Source organism: Luteipulveratus mongoliensis (genome assembly GCF_001190945.1).
GTDB classification, from domain to species: Bacteria; Actinomycetota; Actinomycetes; order Actinomycetales; family Dermatophilaceae; genus Luteipulveratus; species Luteipulveratus mongoliensis.
Genome location: NZ_CP011112.1, coordinates 4,652,480 through 4,669,362, shown reverse-complemented (window position 1 = coordinate 4,669,362; position 16,883 = coordinate 4,652,480). Strand labels below are relative to the sequence as shown.

Genomic DNA, 16,883 nt, shown 5'->3' with positions numbered 1-16,883 from the left:
GTTCAGGCGAGCGTCGGGAGATCGTCCGCGTCGACGATGCGGTACGCGTAACCCTGCTCGGCGAGGAAGCGCTGCCGGTGCGCGGCGAAGTCCGCATCGACGGTGTCGCGCGCGACGACGGTGTAGAAGTGCGCGGTCCGTCCGTCGCCCTTGGGCCGCAGCACCCGACCGAGACGCTGAGCCTCTTCCTGGCGTGAGCCGAACGTGCCGGACACCTGGATCGCGACCGACGCCTCGGGCAGGTCGATCGAGAAGTTCGCGACCTTGGACACCACGAGCGTGGAGATCTCGCCCTCGCGGAACTGCTGGTACAGCTTCTGTCGCACGGTCACGGATGTCTCGCCCGTGATGATGTCGGCGTCAAGGCGGTTGGCCAACGTCTCCAGCTGATCGAGGTACTGACCGATGACGAGCGTCGGCTCACCGCGGTGCTTGGCGACGAGCTGCTCGACGACCGGATCCTTGACCGTCGCGCAGGACGCGAAGCGGTAGCGCTCCTCGGGTTCCGTTGTGGCATAAGCCATTCGGTCAGTCTCGTTGAGAGTCACGCGCACCTCGACACAGTCGGCGGGCGCGATGTAACCCTGCGCCTCGATGTCCTTCCACGGCGCGTCGAACCGCTTCGGCCCGATGAGGCTGAAGACGTCCGACTCCCGGCCGTCCTCGCGGACCAGCGTCGCGGTGAGACCCAGGCGACGCCGCGCCTGGAGGTCGGCCGTCATGCGAAAGATTGGCGCGGGGAGCAGGTGCACCTCGTCGTACACGACCAGACCCCAGTCGCGCGCATCGAGCAGGTCGAGGTGCGGATAGATGCCTTTCCGCTTCACGGTGAGCACCTGGTAGGTCGCGATCGTGACCGGGCGGATCTCCTTGCGGGCACCGCTGTACTCGCCGATCTCCTCCTCCGTCAGGCTCGTCCGCGCCAGGAGCTCGTCGCGCCACTGCCGGGCGCTGACCGTGTTGGTGACGAGGATGAGCGTGGTGGCGCTCGCCTTGGCCATCGCGGCCGCGCCAACGAGTGTCTTGCCCGCGCCGCAGGGGAGGACGACGACGCCCGAGCCGCCGTGCCAGAAGCCGTCGACGGCCTGCTGCTGGTAGGGCCGCAGCGACCAGTTGTCCTGGGCGAGCTCGATCTCGTGCGCCTCGCCGTCGACGTATCCGGCCATGTCCTCGGCCGGCCAGCCGACCTTGATGAGCTGCTGCTTGATGGCGCCGCGCTCGGAGTTGTGCACGACGACCGTGTAGTCGTCCAGGCGGTCGCCGACGAGGGGCTGGATCTTCTTGTGCCGCAGGATCTCCTCGAGCACCGGCTTATCGGTGGTCACGAGGGTGAGTCGGTCGCCGTCCTTCTCCAGGCGCAGTCGGCCGTAGCGGTCCATCGTCTCGGCCACGTCGACCAGCAGCGCATGCGGCACCGGGTAGCGGGAGTAGCGGATCAGCGCGTCGACACACTGCTCGGCGTCATGGCCGGCGGCGCGGGCGTTCCACAGGCCCAGGGGAGTGACGCGGTAGGTGTGCACGTGCTCGGGCGCACGCTCCAGCTCGGCGAACGGCGCGATCGCGCGACGGGCTTCCTCAGCCTGCGGGTGATCGACCTCCAGCAGCACCGTCTTGTCGCTCTGGACGATCAGTGGTCCGTCCGGCATGCACGCTCCCTGTGGTCTCGACGCCAAGGAGCGTAACCGCCAGCGCCCTCCTTCTCTTCCCGCACGGCCCTCGCCTACTCGACCAGCGGCATCGGCCCGAGGGCACGGTGCGACGATGGGCGGCATGAGCTTGCCGACAACGGTGTCGATGGATGGTCTGCCCGAACGCATCACGATCTACGAGGTCGGTGCGCGCGACGGCCTGCAGAACGAGAAGGCGGTGGTGCCCACTGAGGTCAAGGCCGAGTTCGTACGCCGGCTCCTCGCCTCTGGTCTGGAGACCGTCGAGACCACCTCCTTCGTCCCACCGTCCTGGATCCCGCAGCTGGCCGACGCGCCCGCCCTGCTGGAGCAGCTGGGAGAGGCGGGCACCGGCGTACGCCGCCCGGTTCTGGTGCCCAACGAGCGCGGGCTGGACAACGCCTTGGCTGCAGGGGTCGGTGCCATCGCGATCTTCGGCTCCGCGACGGAGACGTTCGCGCGCAAGAACCTCAACCGGTCCGTCGAGGAGTCCATCGCGATGTTCACGCCGGTGGTCGAGCGTGCGCGCGAGGCCGGAATGTGGGTGCGGGCGTACGTGTCGATGTGCTTCGGTGACCCCTGGGAGGGGGAAGTCCCGGTGGAGCAGGTGGTGGACGTGAGCAAGCGGCTGATGGACCTGGGTTGTGACCAGCTCAGCATCGGCGACACGATCGGTGTCGGCACAGCCGGCCACGTCGTGCGCCTGCTGGATGCGTTGCAGGACAAGGGAATTGGTGTGGAGTCGACTGCCGTCCACTTCCATGACACCTACGGTCAAGCCCTCTCTAACACGATCGCCGCGCTCCAGCAGGGCATCACCGTCGTCGACGCCTCGACGGGTGGCCTCGGCGGCTGCCCCTATGCCAAGAGCGCAACGGGGAACCTCGCGACCGAGGACCTCGTATGGGCTTGTGAAGGACTAGGCATCGAGACAGGTGTCAACCTGAGCACACTCGTGGAGACGAGCACCTGGATGGCCACCCAGCTCGGGCGACCATCGCCATCACGCGTCGTACGTGCGCTGGCACAGACAGATTCCAAGGAGAACGCATGAAGTCCGGACTCGCACTCGAGAACTTCGACCGCTCGGTGCGGCCGCAGGACAACCTGTTCGGGTTCGTCAACGGCACGTGGCGTGAGCAGACCGAGATCCCTTCTGACCGTGCACGATTCGGCTCGTTCGACCGACTCCGCGAGGCCTCCGAGGCCGCCATGCGCGAGATCATCCAGGACGCTGCCCAGTCCGACGCCGAGGCGGGGACGCCCCGCCGCAAGGTCGGTGACCTCTACACCTCCTTCATGGACGAGGCGCGCGCCGAGGAGCTGGGTGTCCAGCCGCTGGCCGACGACCTCGCCAAGGTCGAGGCCGCGCAGTCGTCGAGCGACGTGCTCCGGCTGATCGGGCAGTGGCAGCGCACCGGGGTGTCCGGCTTCGTCGGGTTCTACTCGATCGCTGACGCCAAGGACCCGCAGCGCAACGTCCTCTACGTCGTGCAGGACGGCATCGGCCTGCCCGACGAGTCCTACTACCGCGAGGACGCCCACGCCGAGGTGCGTGAGCAGTACGTCGCGCACATCGGTCGGCTGCTCGGGCTCGCGGGTCTGGACGCCGGCCTCGCAGACACCGTGATGGCACTCGAGACCCGGCTCGCGAAGTCGCACTGGGACCGGGTGAAGTCCCGGGACGCGGTGAAGACGTACAACAAGCTGTCGCGCGCCGAGATCGAGGCGCTCACCCCGGGTGTCGACTGGGACGCTTGGCTCGACGGCATCGGTGCGGACGCCACAGTGCTGGACCCCGCCAACGTCGAGCAGCCCTCGTACCTCACGGGTTTCGCCGAGGCGCTGCGCGACGAGCCGATCGAGACCTGGCGCGCGTGGCTGACCTGGCGCCTGGTCTCGGACCGTGCGTCCTACCTGACGAAGGCGATGGTCGAGGAGCAGTTCGACTTCGCCGGCCGCACCCTGTCCGGCATCCCCGAGCTCAAGGAGCGGTGGAAGCGCGGCGTCGAGCTCGTCGAGTCGCTCATTGGCGAGGCGGCCGGCCAGCTCTACGTCGAGAAGCACTTCCCGCCACACGCCAAGGAGCGGATGGTGACGCTGGTCGCCAACCTGCTCGAGGCGTTCCGACGCGACTTCGAGGGCGGGCTGCCCTGGATGGGCGAGCAGACCCAGGCGAAGGCGCTGGACAAGCTGTCGAAGTTCACGCCCAAGATCGGCTACCCCGATGAGTGGAAGGACTACTCCGCCATCGAGATTCGCGCCGACGACCTGGTCGGCAACGTTGCTCGCGCGGCCGCCTGGGAGGTCGACCGGATGCTCAACCGTGTCGGCGAGGAGGTCGACTCTCAGGAGTGGTTCATGACGCCGCAGACGGTCAACGCGTACTACATGCCCGTCATGAACGAGATCGTCTTCCCGGCCGCGATCCTGCAGCCGCCGTTCTTCGACGTCGACGCCGACGACGCGGTCAACTACGGCGGGATCGGCGCGGTCATCGGCCACGAGGTGGGCCACGGGTTCGACGACCAGGGCTCGCGCTACGACGGCGACGGCAGCCTGACGGACTGGTGGACCGAAGACGACCGCTCCGCCTTCGACGCGCTCGCCCAGAAGCTCATCGAGCAGTTCAACGAGCTGGAGCCGCTGGACGCGCCGGGCAACAAGGTCAACGGCGAGCTGACCGTCGGCGAGAACATCGGCGACCTCGGCGGCCTGACGATCGGCTACAAGGCGTTCCAGATCGCCCAGGAGCAGACGCCGTCGCCCGAGCTGGACGGCTTCACCGGCAACCAGCGGTTCTTCATGGGCTGGGCGCAGGTGTGGTGCGGCAAGGCGCGCGAGGCCGAGGCCAAGCGGCTGCTGACGATCGACCCGCACAGCCCGACCGACCAGCGCGCCAACGTCGCCCGCAACCTGACCGAGTTCCACGAGACGTTCGATGTGCAGCCCGGCGACGCGATGCACCTCGCCGAGGCCGACCAGGTCCGCATCTTCTAGCCGGCCCTTTGTCGCCGCGCTCGTCGAGACATGCGCCTCATCACGTGGGGCGGAGCTCGACGAGGGCCCCTATTCGCGCACTGTGCACTGCCCCACCTGACGGGGCAGTGCACAGTGCGCGAAAGCCCTCTTCTGATCGACGGGCCCCACTGGGTGGGGCGATCGCCGGCCCAGTGTCCGTCCTTCCTGCCAGGGTGAGCGCATGGACTTCGACTGGACGATGCTGCAGCGGCCGACTGCGATGGCCATGGTGCGCAGTCAGCTCGGCTTCTCGTGGCTGGTGCTGAGCGGCGCCCTGGACGACCTGTCCGACGAGGAATGGGCCTGGGAGCCGGCGCCCGGGGCCTGGAGCGTGCGCCGGCGTGACGGGGCCCAGCCCGCTGACCATCTGGTCGGAGCGGGCGAGTGGGTCATGGAGTGGCCGCCGGACGACGGCTCGGACGGTCGTACGCGCACCATCGCTTGGCTCATCGCGCACCTGACCGAGGCGTTCTTCGAGCGCTACGAGCACACCTTCGGTGGCCACGAGAAGCGTCGCGACAGCGTCGACTTCGCCAGCAACGCGCAGGACGCGGTCGCCGCGCTGACCCGACAGATCGACGCGTGGCAGCAGGCGATCGCGGACCTCGACGAGGAGCAGGTGTTCACGGTCGGGCTGTCGCAGGCGACCGAGATCGACCAGGCCGCGCCGTTCGGCCACCTGGTGCTGCACATGAACCGCGAGCTGATCGCCCACGGCGCGGAGATCAGCGTGCTGCGCGACCTCTACCGCGCACGCAGCTGACGCGGAGTCGATGAGGTCAGACGGCCGGCGCGACGCCGGTGATGCGGTGGACCACGAAGGTCCGCCGCGCCGGTGAGCCGTCGATCGTGCCCACGGCGCGTCCGCCGTCGACCCGCTCGGGCCGGAACAGCGCGCGCCGCGTCGCACCCGTCTCGTCGACGTAGCCGATCCAGACGGCGACGTGCTCGGCCGAGGCGTCCTGCAGCATCGTCACGGTCGAGGTCGGATCGGTCTCGGGAATGCGCGGCCCTTGCTGGGTGAGGGTCCGCTCCGCCTCACTGGCCTCCCGTCGTCGCAGGGCCGCGATCAAGGTCTCGGCCGCCTGCTCGTCCACCTGCTCGACGGCGACGGGCCGGGCATTCGTACGCCGGGCGGGCGCCCTGCGCGCCTCGCGTGCGGTGAGCACCAGTCCGCCGTCGGACGTCTCGGCGACGGGGGTGTGCTCGTGATCGCGCAACAGGTCCAGCACCGTGCCGGCCGGCACGGGCGAGACGAGCACCGTCGGGGCGATCCGTCGCAGCTGAAGCGGAGCGAGCTCACGGTCGGCCAGCATCGCGCCCAGCGCGGTCTCGTCGTCGCTGCGGACGTAGGACCCGACTGACCCGACGCGCGCCTGGCCGTGACGGCGAGCGACGTCACCGACGAGATAGTCCAGCGGCTGAGGCACCGGCGTACGACTGGCAGCGGTGATGTGCGCGATCACGTCCGCGGCCGACAACCCGGTGTCGAGCGCGCGCCGCACACTCGACGGGGTGAAGCGGAAAACCGTTGCGCCACCACGTGACTCGACGTCTGCGGCGACTCGCATGAAGCGTCCGAGGTCGTCCTCGAGCGGTCCGGGAGCGATGGCCGTCAGGTCGGCCTGGAGCAGGATGTGGTCAACCGGAGTCGGCAGGTGCTTGGCCATCACTGCGGCGACCTCGTCACCGGCGATGAGGGCGTGACCGGCCGAGGAGAGCGCCCCGCGACCAGTGACACCGAGCCACGCGGCCTCCTGGAGCACCACGTCCGCGCGCGTCGGTGCGCCCTCCGGGAGCCGCAGCGGGCGACGCCAGTGCAGGTAGGCGTCCACGTCGTGCAGCTCGGGGGCCGAGCCCTCGGGCAGGTCAGCGAGGACCCGCAGGACGTCGTGTCGGCGACCTCGCATGAGCGGCCAGGTGACGATGTCGCTCAGCACGTTGACCGGCCCGCCTGCGCTGCCCTGCGTGATCACCGACGGAGCGCGCGTGGTCTGCCACCACGTCTGGGCGAGCAGAGCCCAACGGCGCGATGCCTCGCGAAGGGACCACTCGTCGTACGCCGACGTCGGTGCCCAGGCGGGTTCGAGTCCGTTGTCCTGCGCGAAAAGCCCTGCAGCGCAAGCCATTTCGATGATGAACGCGGACTGCTCGAGCGTGGTCTCCATGACCTGGGACGCAGTCTTGTGGTCGCGTACGGACAGGCCGCCGGCGCGGAGCACCCGCGGTGGGTTGATTTCCCAGGCGCGGGCGAGCTCCTCGACGCGCCAGAGCAGCTCGAGCACTTCAGCGCCCGCAGCGGCGTCGACGTCCGGCATCGGACGCGTGGCGACCGAGCCGGTCGGGGCCTGAAGGCCATGCTCGTAGAGCCGCCCGTCCCGCAGCGCGAGCTGTACCTCGCGGGGGAGTACGCCATCGGTGTCGTCCACCTGAACCATCAGGCCGGCTGCCACCAGCTCGTCGCGCGCGGCCGTCAGGGCCGGACCTTCGAAGGTGGCTCGCGGCGCGCTCCAGCGCAGGCGGTCCAGGACCTTGGTCGCGGGCTCACCGAGAGTGCGTACGACCGCCGTCACGTCGGCAGGAGGCCGCACCCCGAGCTCCGCGGCCGGTGGGCCGAGATGCGCCGGGTGAGTGAGGATCTCGCCGATGGCGCGTGCGGGGCGCATGCCTTCGGCCGACTGCCACAGGATGCCGAGGCGCCACAGCTCATGGAGTGGCTCGGCGAGCGCGGACTCGTCGACGGACAGGAGTGCGGCTGCGGCCGGACCGGAGTGGCCGGCCACCAGGACGGCCTCGATGACGTGCAGCAGATCCGCGTCGATCTGCTCGAGCGCGCGCTGGGTGCTGGGACGAGTCGCCGCCCGGGCGGCCAGGGCGGTCAGGTCGACGGGAGCCGGACGAGCCAGGTCAGGGCGCCGACGGACCAGCTCTTGCAGCTGGTGGTCAGCGCGGCCGCGGAGGTCATCCGCGTAGCTGCGTACAGGCTCAGGCACCGGATCAGCCTAGACGTTGTCGGGCCACTCGAATTATGAGAGAGTCCTCTCGATACAGTTCTCTCACGTTTGGACATCTGATGGCGAATCCGTACGGCGACATCGAGCTGGACGCTCAGGGCATGCGGGCGCTCGCCCATCCGGTGCGCCTCGCGATCCTGACCCGTCTGCAACGGCACGGCCCCAACACCGCGACCGGCCTGTCCGAGGAGGTCGGGGCTTCCCCATCGGTGACCAGCTGGCACCTCCGGCACCTCGCCAAGCACGGCCTGGTCCGCGACTCCCAGAGAGAGGGGACCGGCCGAGAGCGCTGGTGGGAGGCGGCTTCGCGTGGCCTCCGGTTCGTGGCGACCGATGAGGAAGGCCGGGAGGCCCACCGGGCGCTGTCGGCCGTGATGCGGCAGGTCGAGGGCGACATGGTCGGCGACTGGACGCGGGACGTCGAGCCGCTGCTCGAGCCCGACTGGGGCGCCGTCGCCGGGCGAGCCAACACGACCGTTCTCGTCACCCTCGAAGAGCTCAAGGGCATCGAGTCGGCCATCGAGCAGCTGCTGACGCCGTACGTCCTGCGCAAGGACGCCGAGGCCAGCGCGGTCCCGGAGGGCGCGCGCATCGTACGGCTCATCCGGCACGTCCTTCCCACGGCTCCGGAGGAGTCCGAGTCCGATCCCGAAGGAACAACGCCATGACTGACACCACAGCCGCGAAGCCCAAGGTCGCGCTCTGGCGCAACCGTCAGTTCGCGACCTACTGGGGCGGGCAGACCATCTCCGAGGTGGGCGACCGCGTCACCGAGCTGGCGCTCCCGCTGATCGCCGTGACGATGCTGCACGCCGGCCCGACCGCGGTCGGCCTCCTGACTGCGGCGGTTTGGTTGCCCAACCTGATGTCGCTGTTCGTCGGGGCCTGGGTCGACAGTCAGGCGCGCAAGCAGCGCGTCATGGTGTGGGCCGATGCCCTCCAGGGTCTGACCATGCTCAGCCTGCCCATCGCCCACTACGTGGGAGCGATCACGCTCGGGCAGCTGTTCGCGGTGGCTCTGATTGCGGGCGCGGCGAGTGTCTTCTACCAGACGTCGTACTCCTCGTTCTTCGTCTCCCTGGTGCGGCGTGACCAGTACCTCGAGGCGAATTCCCTTGTCAGTACGACGCGTTCGGGTTCCTTCATCGTTGGACCGGCACTCGCCGGTGGGCTGATCCAACTACTGACCGCACCGATCGCGATCCTCGTGGACGCCGTGTCGTTCTTCGTCGCGGCCTTCCTGACGCGACGCGTCAAGGTCGACGAGAGCATGCGCGAGCGCGAGACCTCGGATGAGAGCTTGCTGCACAAGTCGCGCGAAGGGATGCGGTTCGTCCTCAGGCACCCCTACCTCAAGGCCTCCCTGCGCTGCTCGACCACGATCAACTTCTTCAGCTTCGTCGCGAGCGCGCTGATCATCCTGTTCGCCAGCCGGAACCTGCACCTGTCAGCCGGCGTGATCGGCCTGGCGTTCGGAATCGGCGCCACCGGTGGTCTGCTGGGCGCCCTGCTCGCGGCTCGTGTGGCGCGGCGGCTCGGCGTCGGTCCGACGATCGCGCTCGGTGCGGTGCTCTTCTGTGCGCCGTTCGCGCTCGTGCCGATCGCGGGCGGACCGGTGTGGGCCAGGGCCGGCACGCTGGCCCTTGTCGAGTTCATCAGCGCGGGCGGCGTGATGCTCTACGACATCAACAACAACGCGCTCCAGGCTGCAGTCACGCCGGACTTCATGCGCAGCCGGGTGTCCGGCGCGTACTCCACGGTCAACTACGGGATCCGGCCACTCGGCGCGGTCGTCGGCGGCCTCGGCGGCGAGCTGCTCGGCATCGGCCCGACCATGATCGCGGCAGGGATCGGCGGCTCGCTGTCGTTCCTGTGGCTCCTCGGCTCACCCAACATCAGCACCCGGACGATCGACGACCTGGAGCCGGTCGGCGCCTGACGCATGTTGCCGAACCCGCAAGCGGGCGTGCGTTCGGTGGTCGCCTCGAGTCAGGGTCAGCACATGACCCGACCAACGACCTCCACTCGACGACGCGACCAGCCTCCGCCGAGGACGGGGAGCTCCGAGCAGGACGTGCTGCTCGGGTTCCTCGACTACCTCCGCGCCTCGGTGGCGGCGAAGGTCGACGGCGTGCCGGAGCCGCAGGTGCGTCGGGCCGGCGTCCCGTCAGGGACCAACCTGCTCGGGCTGGTCAACCACCTCACCCACGTCGAACGGTCCCTGTTCCTGGGCGAGCACGTCCGCAGCTGGCCGGCGACCTTTCGGGCCGTCGACGCCGATTCCGTCGACGTCGTGGTCGCCGGCTATCGCGAGGCGGTCGAGGAGGCCAACGCGGTGATCGCCGCTGCGACCGATCTCGGCGGCACGTCCTGGCGGCCGAAGGCGAGCGACAAGGCCCCGACGCTGCGGTGGGCGTTGACCCACATGATCGAGGAGACCGGCCGCCACGCCGGGCACGCCGACATCCTTCGCGAGCTGATCGACGGGCAAACCGGACGATGACGGCTCGGTACCAAGACGGCTTCGATGCGCTGTGAGGGCCTGTGTCCTGACGCGTTGCCCCACAGACTGCTGCCATGGACAGCGGGAGCCGATGGATGCTGCTGGCGCATCCGGTGCTCACCGGTGCGGTCGCGCTGCTCGCAGTCAACGATCAAGTCCTCAAACCGGCGTACGGCACCTGGTGGACCGGAAAGCTGAGCGATGTCGCCGGTGTCGTACTGGTCACCTGGGTGCTCGCCGTCGTCACGGGGTACGCCGGTCGCTCGGCTTTGATGGTCGCCCTTGCCTTCGTGGCTCTCAAAGTCGTGCCGGGAGTGGCCGAGGCGGCAGCGCCGATCCTCGGCGGCGTGACCCTTCGCGACCCGACCGACCTGGTGGCGCTCGTCGCGCTGGGACCTGTTGTCGTATATCTGCAGCGGGTCTCGATACGCCCTCCGCGAGCGCTCCGGGCTACTCGACCGGCGGTGCGGGCGTCTCGGTCGCGGGTCGCGCGAGTCGTCGTCGCTGGTGTGACGTGTGGGCTGGCCGCGCTCGCTGTGGGAGCCACCAGCTGCGCTGAGCAGCAGGAGGTCAGCAACGTGCGCGTCGACGGGGGATCGGTATGGGCGCAGGTGGGCAGCACTGATGGCGACCTTGATCACCAGGTGTCCTCTGCAGTGCACAACTCGACGGCCGGCTCGGCGAGCTCGACGCTCGCGGTCCGTCCCAGATGGGCGCGAAGCATCGACGGGGGACGGACCTGGACGTCCGCCAACGGTGAGCCCTCTACGAGTTCCGACGCGGGGCGGTCAGCCTGCTCAGACGCGCTCGGCTGCTTCCGACTCGTGGGACGCGACCGAGTCGAGCACCGCGATCCGACCAGCTCGGCGTGGTCTACGGCGTTCGCCTTCACCCGCGAGCAGAAGCGTCGGCTCAAGGCTCGGGACCACGGAGTGTGCAGTGGCCAGTCGGTCCAGATCGACCTAAGGACGCTGCTCATCGTGCCGAGACCCGATGGCGAGCACGTCGTCGTCGCGGCGGGGTCGGAGGGCGCCCTTGAGCGCACCCCGTCCGGGGAGTGGCACAGGCGAGCGGTCCTGGGTTGCCGGCCGACATCGCTGACCGGGCCGAGCCAACTGATCTACCTGCAGGCAGCCCCATTCGCGCTCGCTGTGCTCTCACTGGTGCCGCTCGTCATCGGGATCATGCGCCGGCAGCCGTGGCGTGGCGCCGGTGGGCTCGCGATCGCGCTCGGCGGGGCGTTCACGACGGGGATCCTCCTGGCGATCTTCACTTTCCTGCAGATCGACTACCTGGGCAGCGGCCCAGCGCTGGCCGTCATCTGCGCGGTGATCTTCCTGATCTCGTTGTGGGTCGCACGCGGTCCGAAGAGTCCTAGGGGTCCTGAGTTCCGCGACGCTTAGTCTGACCATGGACGCAACGCAGCGCTCTCGCAGGAGGTCCCGATGAACCAGCCCAGCCAGCCGTCGTACGCCTCGGGTGTCTCGGACAAGCCTCTTCTCGGCGACACCATCGGCGCCAACCTCGCGCGCACGGTCGAGCGGTACGCCGACCGTGAAGCCCTCGTTGACGTACCGACCGGCCGGCGCTGGACGTACGCCGAGCTGCTGGCTGACGTGGACACGCTCGCCAAAGGCCTTGTAGCGCAAGGGATCTCGAAGGGTGATCGCGTCGGCATCTGGTCACCCAACTGCGCGGAGTGGTCGCTGCTGCAGTACGCCACGGCGCGCGTCGGTGCGGTGCTGGTCTGCGTCAACCCCGCGTACCGGTCGCACGAGCTGTCCTACGTCGTGAAGCAGTCGGGGATGCGGCTGCTGGTGAGCGCGGTCGAGCACAAGGGCTCCGACTACCGCGCGATGGTCGAGGAAGTGCGCGGCGACTGCCCCGATCTGCGCGACGTCGTCTACATCGGCGAGCGCTCGTGGGACGACCTGGTCGCGGCCGGAGGACGCACGTCCGACGACGAGCTCAGTCGGCGTACAACCGAGCTGGCACCCGATGAGCCGATCAACATCCAGTACACCTCGGGCACCACGGGTTTCCCCAAGGGCGCGACGCTCAGCCACCACAACATCCTCAACAACGGCTACTTCGTGGGCGAGCTCGTTGACTACACGGAGCGGGACCGGATCTGCATCCCGGTGCCGTTCTACCACTGCTTCGGCATGGTGATGGGCAACCTCGCGGCCACCTCGCACGGTGCCTGCATGGTGATTCCGGCACCGTCGTTCGATCCGGTGGCGACACTGAAAACCGTTGCAGCAGAACGCTGTACGTCTCTCTACGGTGTCCCGACGATGTTCATCGCCGAGCTCGGTCTCGACGACTTCAAGGCGTACGACCTCGGCAGCCTCCGGACGGGGATCATGGCCGGCTCCCCGTGCCCGGTCGAGGTGATGAAGCGGGTCGTTGCGGAGATGAACATGACCGAGGTGGCGATCTGCTACGGCATGACCGAGACCTCGCCCGTGTCCACAATGACGCGCGTCGATGACGACCTCGCGCGGCGTACGGAGACGACCGGCCGCGCGATGCCGCACATCGAGATCAAGGTGGTCGACCCGGTCAGCGGGCTGCCCGTCGGCCGCGGCGAGACCGGTGAGCTGTGCACCCGCGGCTACAGCGTGATGCTCGGTTACTGGGAGCAGCCGGACAAGACGGCCGAGGCGATCGACCGGGCGCGTTGGATGCACACCGGCGACCTGGCCACGATGGACGACGACGGCTACCTCAACGTCGTCGGCCGCATCAAGGATCTCGTGATCCGCGGCGGCGAGAACGTCTACCCGCGCGAGGTCGAGGAGTTCCTCTACACGCACCCGGCGATCGCGGACGTCCAGGTGATCGGGGTGCCGGACGAGAAGTACGGCGAGGAGCTGATGGCCTGGGTCGTCATGAAGCCCGAGGCCGAGCCACTCACCGCGGAGGCGGTCCGCGAGTTCGCCTCGGGTCGCCTGGCGCACTACAAGATCCCGCGCTACGTGCACGTCACCGACACCTTCCCGATGACCGTCACCGGCAAGGTCCGCAAGGTCGAGATGCGCGAACGTGCCGCAGAGATCCTCGCCGGCCCGCCGGCCGAGTAGGCGGCGTCGTAGCGTTGCCCCGTGACCCTTCCCAGTGGTGAGCAGTGGACGATCCGGCATGGCGACCACGAGGCCGTGATCGTGCAGGTCGGCGGTGGCATCCGCTGCTACACCGTCTCCGGGCGGCCGGTGCTGCGCGGTTATGCCGAGGACGCCAAGGCCGACGGTGGCCGGGGCCAGCTGCTGATGCCGTGGCCCAACCGGGTCCGTGACGGCAAGTTCACCTTCGACGGCCGGGACGAGCAGCTCGCGCTCTCTGAGCCGGCCCGGTCCAACGCGTCGCACGGCCTGGTCCGATGGGCGCTCTGGTCGTTGGCCGAGCAGTCCGAGAGCTCACTCACGGTCTCGTACTCCCTTCTGCCCCAACAGGGTTGGGACTGGCCACTCGAGCTACGGGTGACGTACGCCCTCGCGGACGACGGCCTCACCGTCACCCCTTCGGCCACCAATGTCGGTACGACCGTCGCCCCCTTCGGCTTCGGCGCGCACCCTTACGTCACGACGGGTGAGGAGCACGTGGACGACCTCACGCTGACCCTGCCGGCCGCGACCGTGCTGGACGTGGACGACCACCTGATCCCGACGGGGACGTCGCCGGTCCCGGAGGCTCTCGACTTCCGCCAGCCGCGGCAGGTGGGCGCGACGCAGCTGGACCACGCGTTCACGGATCTCGCCTCGGTCTCGATACGGTCCTCCGCTAGCGCTCCGGACCTACTCGACCAGCGGGGTGACGGGCTCGACCAGCGGGGTGACGGGCTCGACCAGCGGGGTGACGGGCTCGACCAGCGGGATGTGTGGCGGATCTCGGTGAGCCAGGGAGGGGCGACGACGACCTTGTGGGCCGACGCGGAGGCGTACCCCTTTGTCCAGGTCTTCACCGGCGACTCGTTGCCGGACGCAAGCGCCCGGCGTACCGGCGTCGCCGTGGAGCCGATGACCTGCCCGGCCAACGCGCTCGCGACCGGCGAGTCGCTCGTACGCCTTGACCCGGGACACACCTGGAGCGCGTCGTGGGGCGTGAGTCCGGCGACGGCTTCCTAGACTCACCGCATGGCCGCGACCGAGATCCGCCTGATGGTGCTGGGCGCGGTATCCCTTTTCGAGCCGGTCAACGGCTACCAGATCCGCCGCGAGCTGTTGTCCTGGCGGGTCGAGGACTGGGCGAACATCAAGCCAGGCTCGATCTACTCGGCGCTGTCGACCCTGACCGGACAGCACCGGCTGGAGCGTCACGATCTGGTCGACAACGGCCGCGACGTCGCGGTCTACACGATCACCGACGACGGCCGGGCCGAGCTGCAACGTCTGTTCGTCGTGGCGGTCGAGACAGTGGTCCCGGGCTCGCGGCTCGGCTTCTACACCGCGATGAGTCTGATGCCGCTGATGCCACGTGAGGCAGTGCTCGACAGTCTCATGGCCCGGACCAAGATGCTCGAGGACCAGATCCAGGACGGCGAGCAGACCCTCGCGGCGCGAGACACCGCGCCGCCGCACGTGGGCGAGCTGGTCGAGCTCTGGCAGGTCATGGCGGAGGGCGAGCTGGCCTGGATCGGCCGACTCATCACTCGGGCCCGTGACGGAGAGCTGGGTCTGCAGGGTGACCCACCGACGTCGTGGGCGCCGCCGGCCGACGACCCGGGCTGGCAGATGGACGCTGACCGCAAGCGCTATCGCGGCCTGCTCGGTCGCTGACCGGGCGTCGGTACCCCATGGTGTGCTGTTCCGAGAATGGGCTTGACCAGAGTATTCAAATTTGAATACTCTGCGACGACAACGAGCCAAGGGAGAGCCCGATGATTCACGCACGCGGCCTGGTGCAGACGTTCCAGACCGGACGGGGCAAGGACAAGAAGGAGGTCCGCGCGGTTGACGGCGTCGACCTCGACATCGCGGAGGGCGAGGTCGTGGGCTTCCTCGGCCCCAACGGAGCCGGCAAGACCACGACCCTGCGGATGCTGACGACGCTGCTGAAGCCCACCGCGGGCACGGCCACCGTCGCTGGGTACGACGTCGTCAAGGAGTCCGAGCAGGTGCGCCGCAGCATCGGCTACGTCTCCCAGGCTGGTGGCACCTTCAGCGGTGCGCGCGCCGGGGAGGAGGTCATGGACCACGGGATGCTCTACGGCCGATCCAAGGCCGAGGTGCAGAAGCGTGGCCATGAGCTGTTCGACCAGCTCCAGCTCGATGGCCTGTGGGAGCGGATGCCCAAGAACATGTCGGGCGGGCAGAAGCGTCGCCTCGACATCGTGATGGGCCTCATCCACGAGCCGACGCTGGTCTTCCTCGACGAGCCGACGACCGGGCTGGACCCGCAGGCGCGAGCCAACCTGTGGGAGCACATCGCCGACCTGCGCACCCGACGCGGCGCGACGGTCTTCCTCACCACCCACTACCTGGACGAGGCGGACGCGCTCAGCGACCGGATCCTCATCATCGACCAGGGGCGCATCGTCGCGGCGGACACCGCCGACAACCTCAAAGCGCAGGTCTCCGGTGACCTGGTCGACCTGGAGGTGTCCGACCCGGCTGACCTGCAGCGCGCGGCTGAGCACCTCGCGAGCATCGCGGGTTCAGGTTCTCGGGACGCCGTCCAGGTCGAGGGCAATCACGTCCGCGGTCGGGTGCAGCGAGCCGGACGAGCGGTGCCGGGGCTGCTGCGCAGTCTCGACGGATCGTCAATCACGTTGGAGTCCATCGAAGTTCACCGGCCCACGCTCGATGATGTGTTCCTCACCCTCACCGGCCGGTCGCTTCGAGATGCGGACGCATCCGGGGCACCACCCGAGGGGGAGGACGCCGCTGAGGAAGCCGGTCGTCCCACGGAAGGAGCGCGGGCATGAGGTTCTTGCGCGAGAGCTACATCGTCTTCTGGCGACAGCTGCGGATGAACCTGCGCAACCCGGCGTGGGTCATCATCGGGCTGCTCCAACCGATCCTCTACCTGCTGCTGTTCGGTCCGCTGCTCAAGCCGCTGGCCAAGCAGTTCGGCTACGACAACGAGTTCACGTTCTTGGTGCCAGGCCTGCTCGTCCAGCTCGGTGTCTTCGGTGCATTCTTCGCCGGATTCAGCCTGATCGGTGAGTGGCGTGAGGGCGTCATCGAGGCTGAGCGGGTCACGCCGGCCAGCCGTACCGCCCTGCTGATGGGCCGCCTGTGGAGGGATCTGCTGCAGCTGTTCGTGCAGGCGCTGATCCTGGTGGTGCTCGGCTACTTCATGGGGATGCGTGCGCCGTTCGGTGGCATCGTCGTCGGGCTGCTGCTGACGTTGCTGATCGGTGGCGCGTGCGCGGCGGCGTCCAACGCGCTGGCCATGGCGACCAAGAGCGAGGACGTCATGGCGCCGGTCATCAACATGGTGATGATGCCGGTGCTCTTGCTCTCGGGGATCCTGCTGCCGATGACGCTCGGCCCGAAGTGGCTGCTCCACGCCAGTGACTTCATGCCGATCAGGCACATCGTCGATGCGGTGCGCGGCTCCTTCGTCGGAGACGTCGCGGGCTCGACACTGCTGGCGGGCACCTTCTGGTCGGTACTGCTGTGCGGCCTCGCGGTCTGGTGGGGCACGTCCACGTTCCGCAAGGAAGACGCCTGA

General features: G+C 68.8%; 14 protein-coding genes. 12 read left to right on the top strand and 2 right to left on the bottom strand.

The features are described from left to right. Positions 1-2: 2 nt before the first annotated feature. Complete coding sequence (locus VV02_RS22160; protein WP_052595163.1) at positions 3-1,646, bottom strand: DNA repair helicase XPB; 1,644 nt, start codon at positions 1,644-1,646, stop codon at positions 3-5. A gap of 124 nt (positions 1,647-1,770) precedes the next feature. On the opposite strand from VV02_RS22160, the gene VV02_RS22155 reads away from it, so the two are divergent. The 3 genes from VV02_RS22155 to VV02_RS22145 all read left to right on the top strand — a co-directional run bounded on the left by VV02_RS22155 (position 1,771) and on the right by VV02_RS22145 (position 5,451). Further along, complete coding sequence (locus tag VV02_RS22155) at positions 1,771-2,721, top strand: hydroxymethylglutaryl-CoA lyase (RefSeq protein ID WP_052595161.1); 951 nt, start codon at positions 1,771-1,773, stop codon at positions 2,719-2,721. After that, the gene (locus VV02_RS22150) at positions 2,718-4,667 is read left to right on the top strand and encodes a M13 family metallopeptidase (RefSeq protein ID WP_052595157.1); all 1,950 of its coding nucleotides are present in this window, start codon (positions 2,718-2,720) and stop codon (positions 4,665-4,667) included. Before VV02_RS22155 ends, VV02_RS22150 begins: the two co-directional genes overlap by 4 nt. 202 nt (positions 4,668-4,869) lie before the next feature. Further along, the gene (locus VV02_RS22145) at positions 4,870-5,451 is read left to right on the top strand and encodes a DinB family protein (RefSeq protein ID WP_052595155.1); all 582 of its coding nucleotides are present in this window, start codon (positions 4,870-4,872) and stop codon (positions 5,449-5,451) included. A 16-nt stretch (positions 5,452-5,467) separates the two neighbouring features. On the opposite strand, the gene VV02_RS22140 is transcribed toward VV02_RS22145, so the two are convergent. Then, the gene (locus VV02_RS22140; RefSeq protein ID WP_052595151.1) at positions 5,468-7,681 is read right to left on the bottom strand and encodes a helicase-associated domain-containing protein; all 2,214 of its coding nucleotides are present in this window, start codon (positions 7,679-7,681) and stop codon (positions 5,468-5,470) included. Between the two features lie 80 nt (positions 7,682-7,761). On the opposite strand from VV02_RS22140, the gene VV02_RS22135 reads away from it, so the two are divergent. The 9 genes from VV02_RS22135 (at position 7,762) to VV02_RS22095 (ending at position 16,883) form a co-directional block, all read left to right on the top strand. Next, positions 7,762-8,370, top strand: a complete 609-nt coding sequence (locus tag VV02_RS22135) for an ArsR/SmtB family transcription factor (protein WP_052595149.1) — start codon at positions 7,762-7,764, stop codon at positions 8,368-8,370. Then, positions 8,367-9,641: an MFS transporter gene (locus VV02_RS22130; RefSeq protein ID WP_052595147.1), complete on the top strand. Its 1,275-nt coding sequence runs from the start codon at positions 8,367-8,369 to the stop codon at positions 9,639-9,641. The genes VV02_RS22135 and VV02_RS22130 overlap by 4 nt, the downstream gene beginning before the upstream one ends. Positions 9,642-9,704: 63 nt before the next feature. Further along, entirely contained in the window at positions 9,705-10,205 is a 501-nt protein-coding gene (locus VV02_RS22125; protein ID WP_052597411.1) for a DinB family protein, read from the top strand. 74 nt (positions 10,206-10,279) lie between these two features. Further along, positions 10,280-11,608, top strand: a complete 1,329-nt coding sequence (locus VV02_RS22120) for a hypothetical protein (RefSeq protein ID WP_157063503.1) — start codon at positions 10,280-10,282, stop codon at positions 11,606-11,608. Positions 11,609-11,650: 42 nt separating this feature from the next. Further along, on the top strand, positions 11,651-13,291 hold the full coding sequence (locus VV02_RS22115) for an AMP-binding protein (protein ID WP_052595143.1): 1,641 nt from the start codon (positions 11,651-11,653) through the stop codon (positions 13,289-13,291). Positions 13,292-13,312: 21 nt separating this feature from the next. Further along, positions 13,313-14,332, top strand: coding sequence for an aldose 1-epimerase family protein (locus tag VV02_RS22110; protein ID WP_052595142.1), 1,020 nt, complete (start codon positions 13,313-13,315; stop codon positions 14,330-14,332). 9 nt (positions 14,333-14,341) lie between these two features. Next, the gene (locus VV02_RS22105; protein WP_052595141.1) at positions 14,342-14,983 is read left to right on the top strand and encodes a PadR family transcriptional regulator; all 642 of its coding nucleotides are present in this window, start codon (positions 14,342-14,344) and stop codon (positions 14,981-14,983) included. A 101-nt stretch (positions 14,984-15,084) separates the two neighbouring features. Beyond that, positions 15,085-16,131: an ATP-binding cassette domain-containing protein gene (locus VV02_RS22100; protein WP_052595139.1), complete on the top strand. Its 1,047-nt coding sequence runs from the start codon at positions 15,085-15,087 to the stop codon at positions 16,129-16,131. Next, positions 16,128-16,883 (top strand): ABC transporter permease, encoded by a 756-nt coding sequence (locus tag VV02_RS22095; RefSeq protein WP_052595137.1) that lies wholly within the window; start codon positions 16,128-16,130, stop codon positions 16,881-16,883. The genes VV02_RS22100 and VV02_RS22095 overlap by 4 nt, the downstream gene beginning before the upstream one ends.

Coding starts and splice junctions, on each gene's coding strand:
- VV02_RS22160 (WP_052595163.1), bottom strand. CDS start 1,646: ATGCCGGACGGACCACTGATCGTCCAGAGCGACAAGACGGTGCTGCTG.
- VV02_RS22155 (WP_052595161.1), top strand. CDS start 1,771: ATGAGCTTGCCGACAACGGTGTCGATGGATGGTCTGCCCGAACGCATC.
- VV02_RS22150 (WP_052595157.1), top strand. CDS start 2,718: ATGAAGTCCGGACTCGCACTCGAGAACTTCGACCGCTCGGTGCGGCCG.
- VV02_RS22145 (WP_052595155.1), top strand. CDS start 4,870: ATGGACTTCGACTGGACGATGCTGCAGCGGCCGACTGCGATGGCCATG.
- VV02_RS22135 (WP_052595149.1), top strand. CDS start 7,762: ATGGCGAATCCGTACGGCGACATCGAGCTGGACGCTCAGGGCATGCGG.
- VV02_RS22130 (WP_052595147.1), top strand. CDS start 8,367: ATGACTGACACCACAGCCGCGAAGCCCAAGGTCGCGCTCTGGCGCAAC.
- VV02_RS22125 (WP_052597411.1), top strand. CDS start 9,705: ATGACCCGACCAACGACCTCCACTCGACGACGCGACCAGCCTCCGCCG.
- VV02_RS22120 (WP_157063503.1), top strand. CDS start 10,280: ATGGACAGCGGGAGCCGATGGATGCTGCTGGCGCATCCGGTGCTCACC.
- VV02_RS22115 (WP_052595143.1), top strand. CDS start 11,651: ATGAACCAGCCCAGCCAGCCGTCGTACGCCTCGGGTGTCTCGGACAAG.
- VV02_RS22105 (WP_052595141.1), top strand. CDS start 14,342: ATGGCCGCGACCGAGATCCGCCTGATGGTGCTGGGCGCGGTATCCCTT.
- VV02_RS22100 (WP_052595139.1), top strand. CDS start 15,085: ATGATTCACGCACGCGGCCTGGTGCAGACGTTCCAGACCGGACGGGGC.
- VV02_RS22095 (WP_052595137.1), top strand. CDS start 16,128: ATGAGGTTCTTGCGCGAGAGCTACATCGTCTTCTGGCGACAGCTGCGG.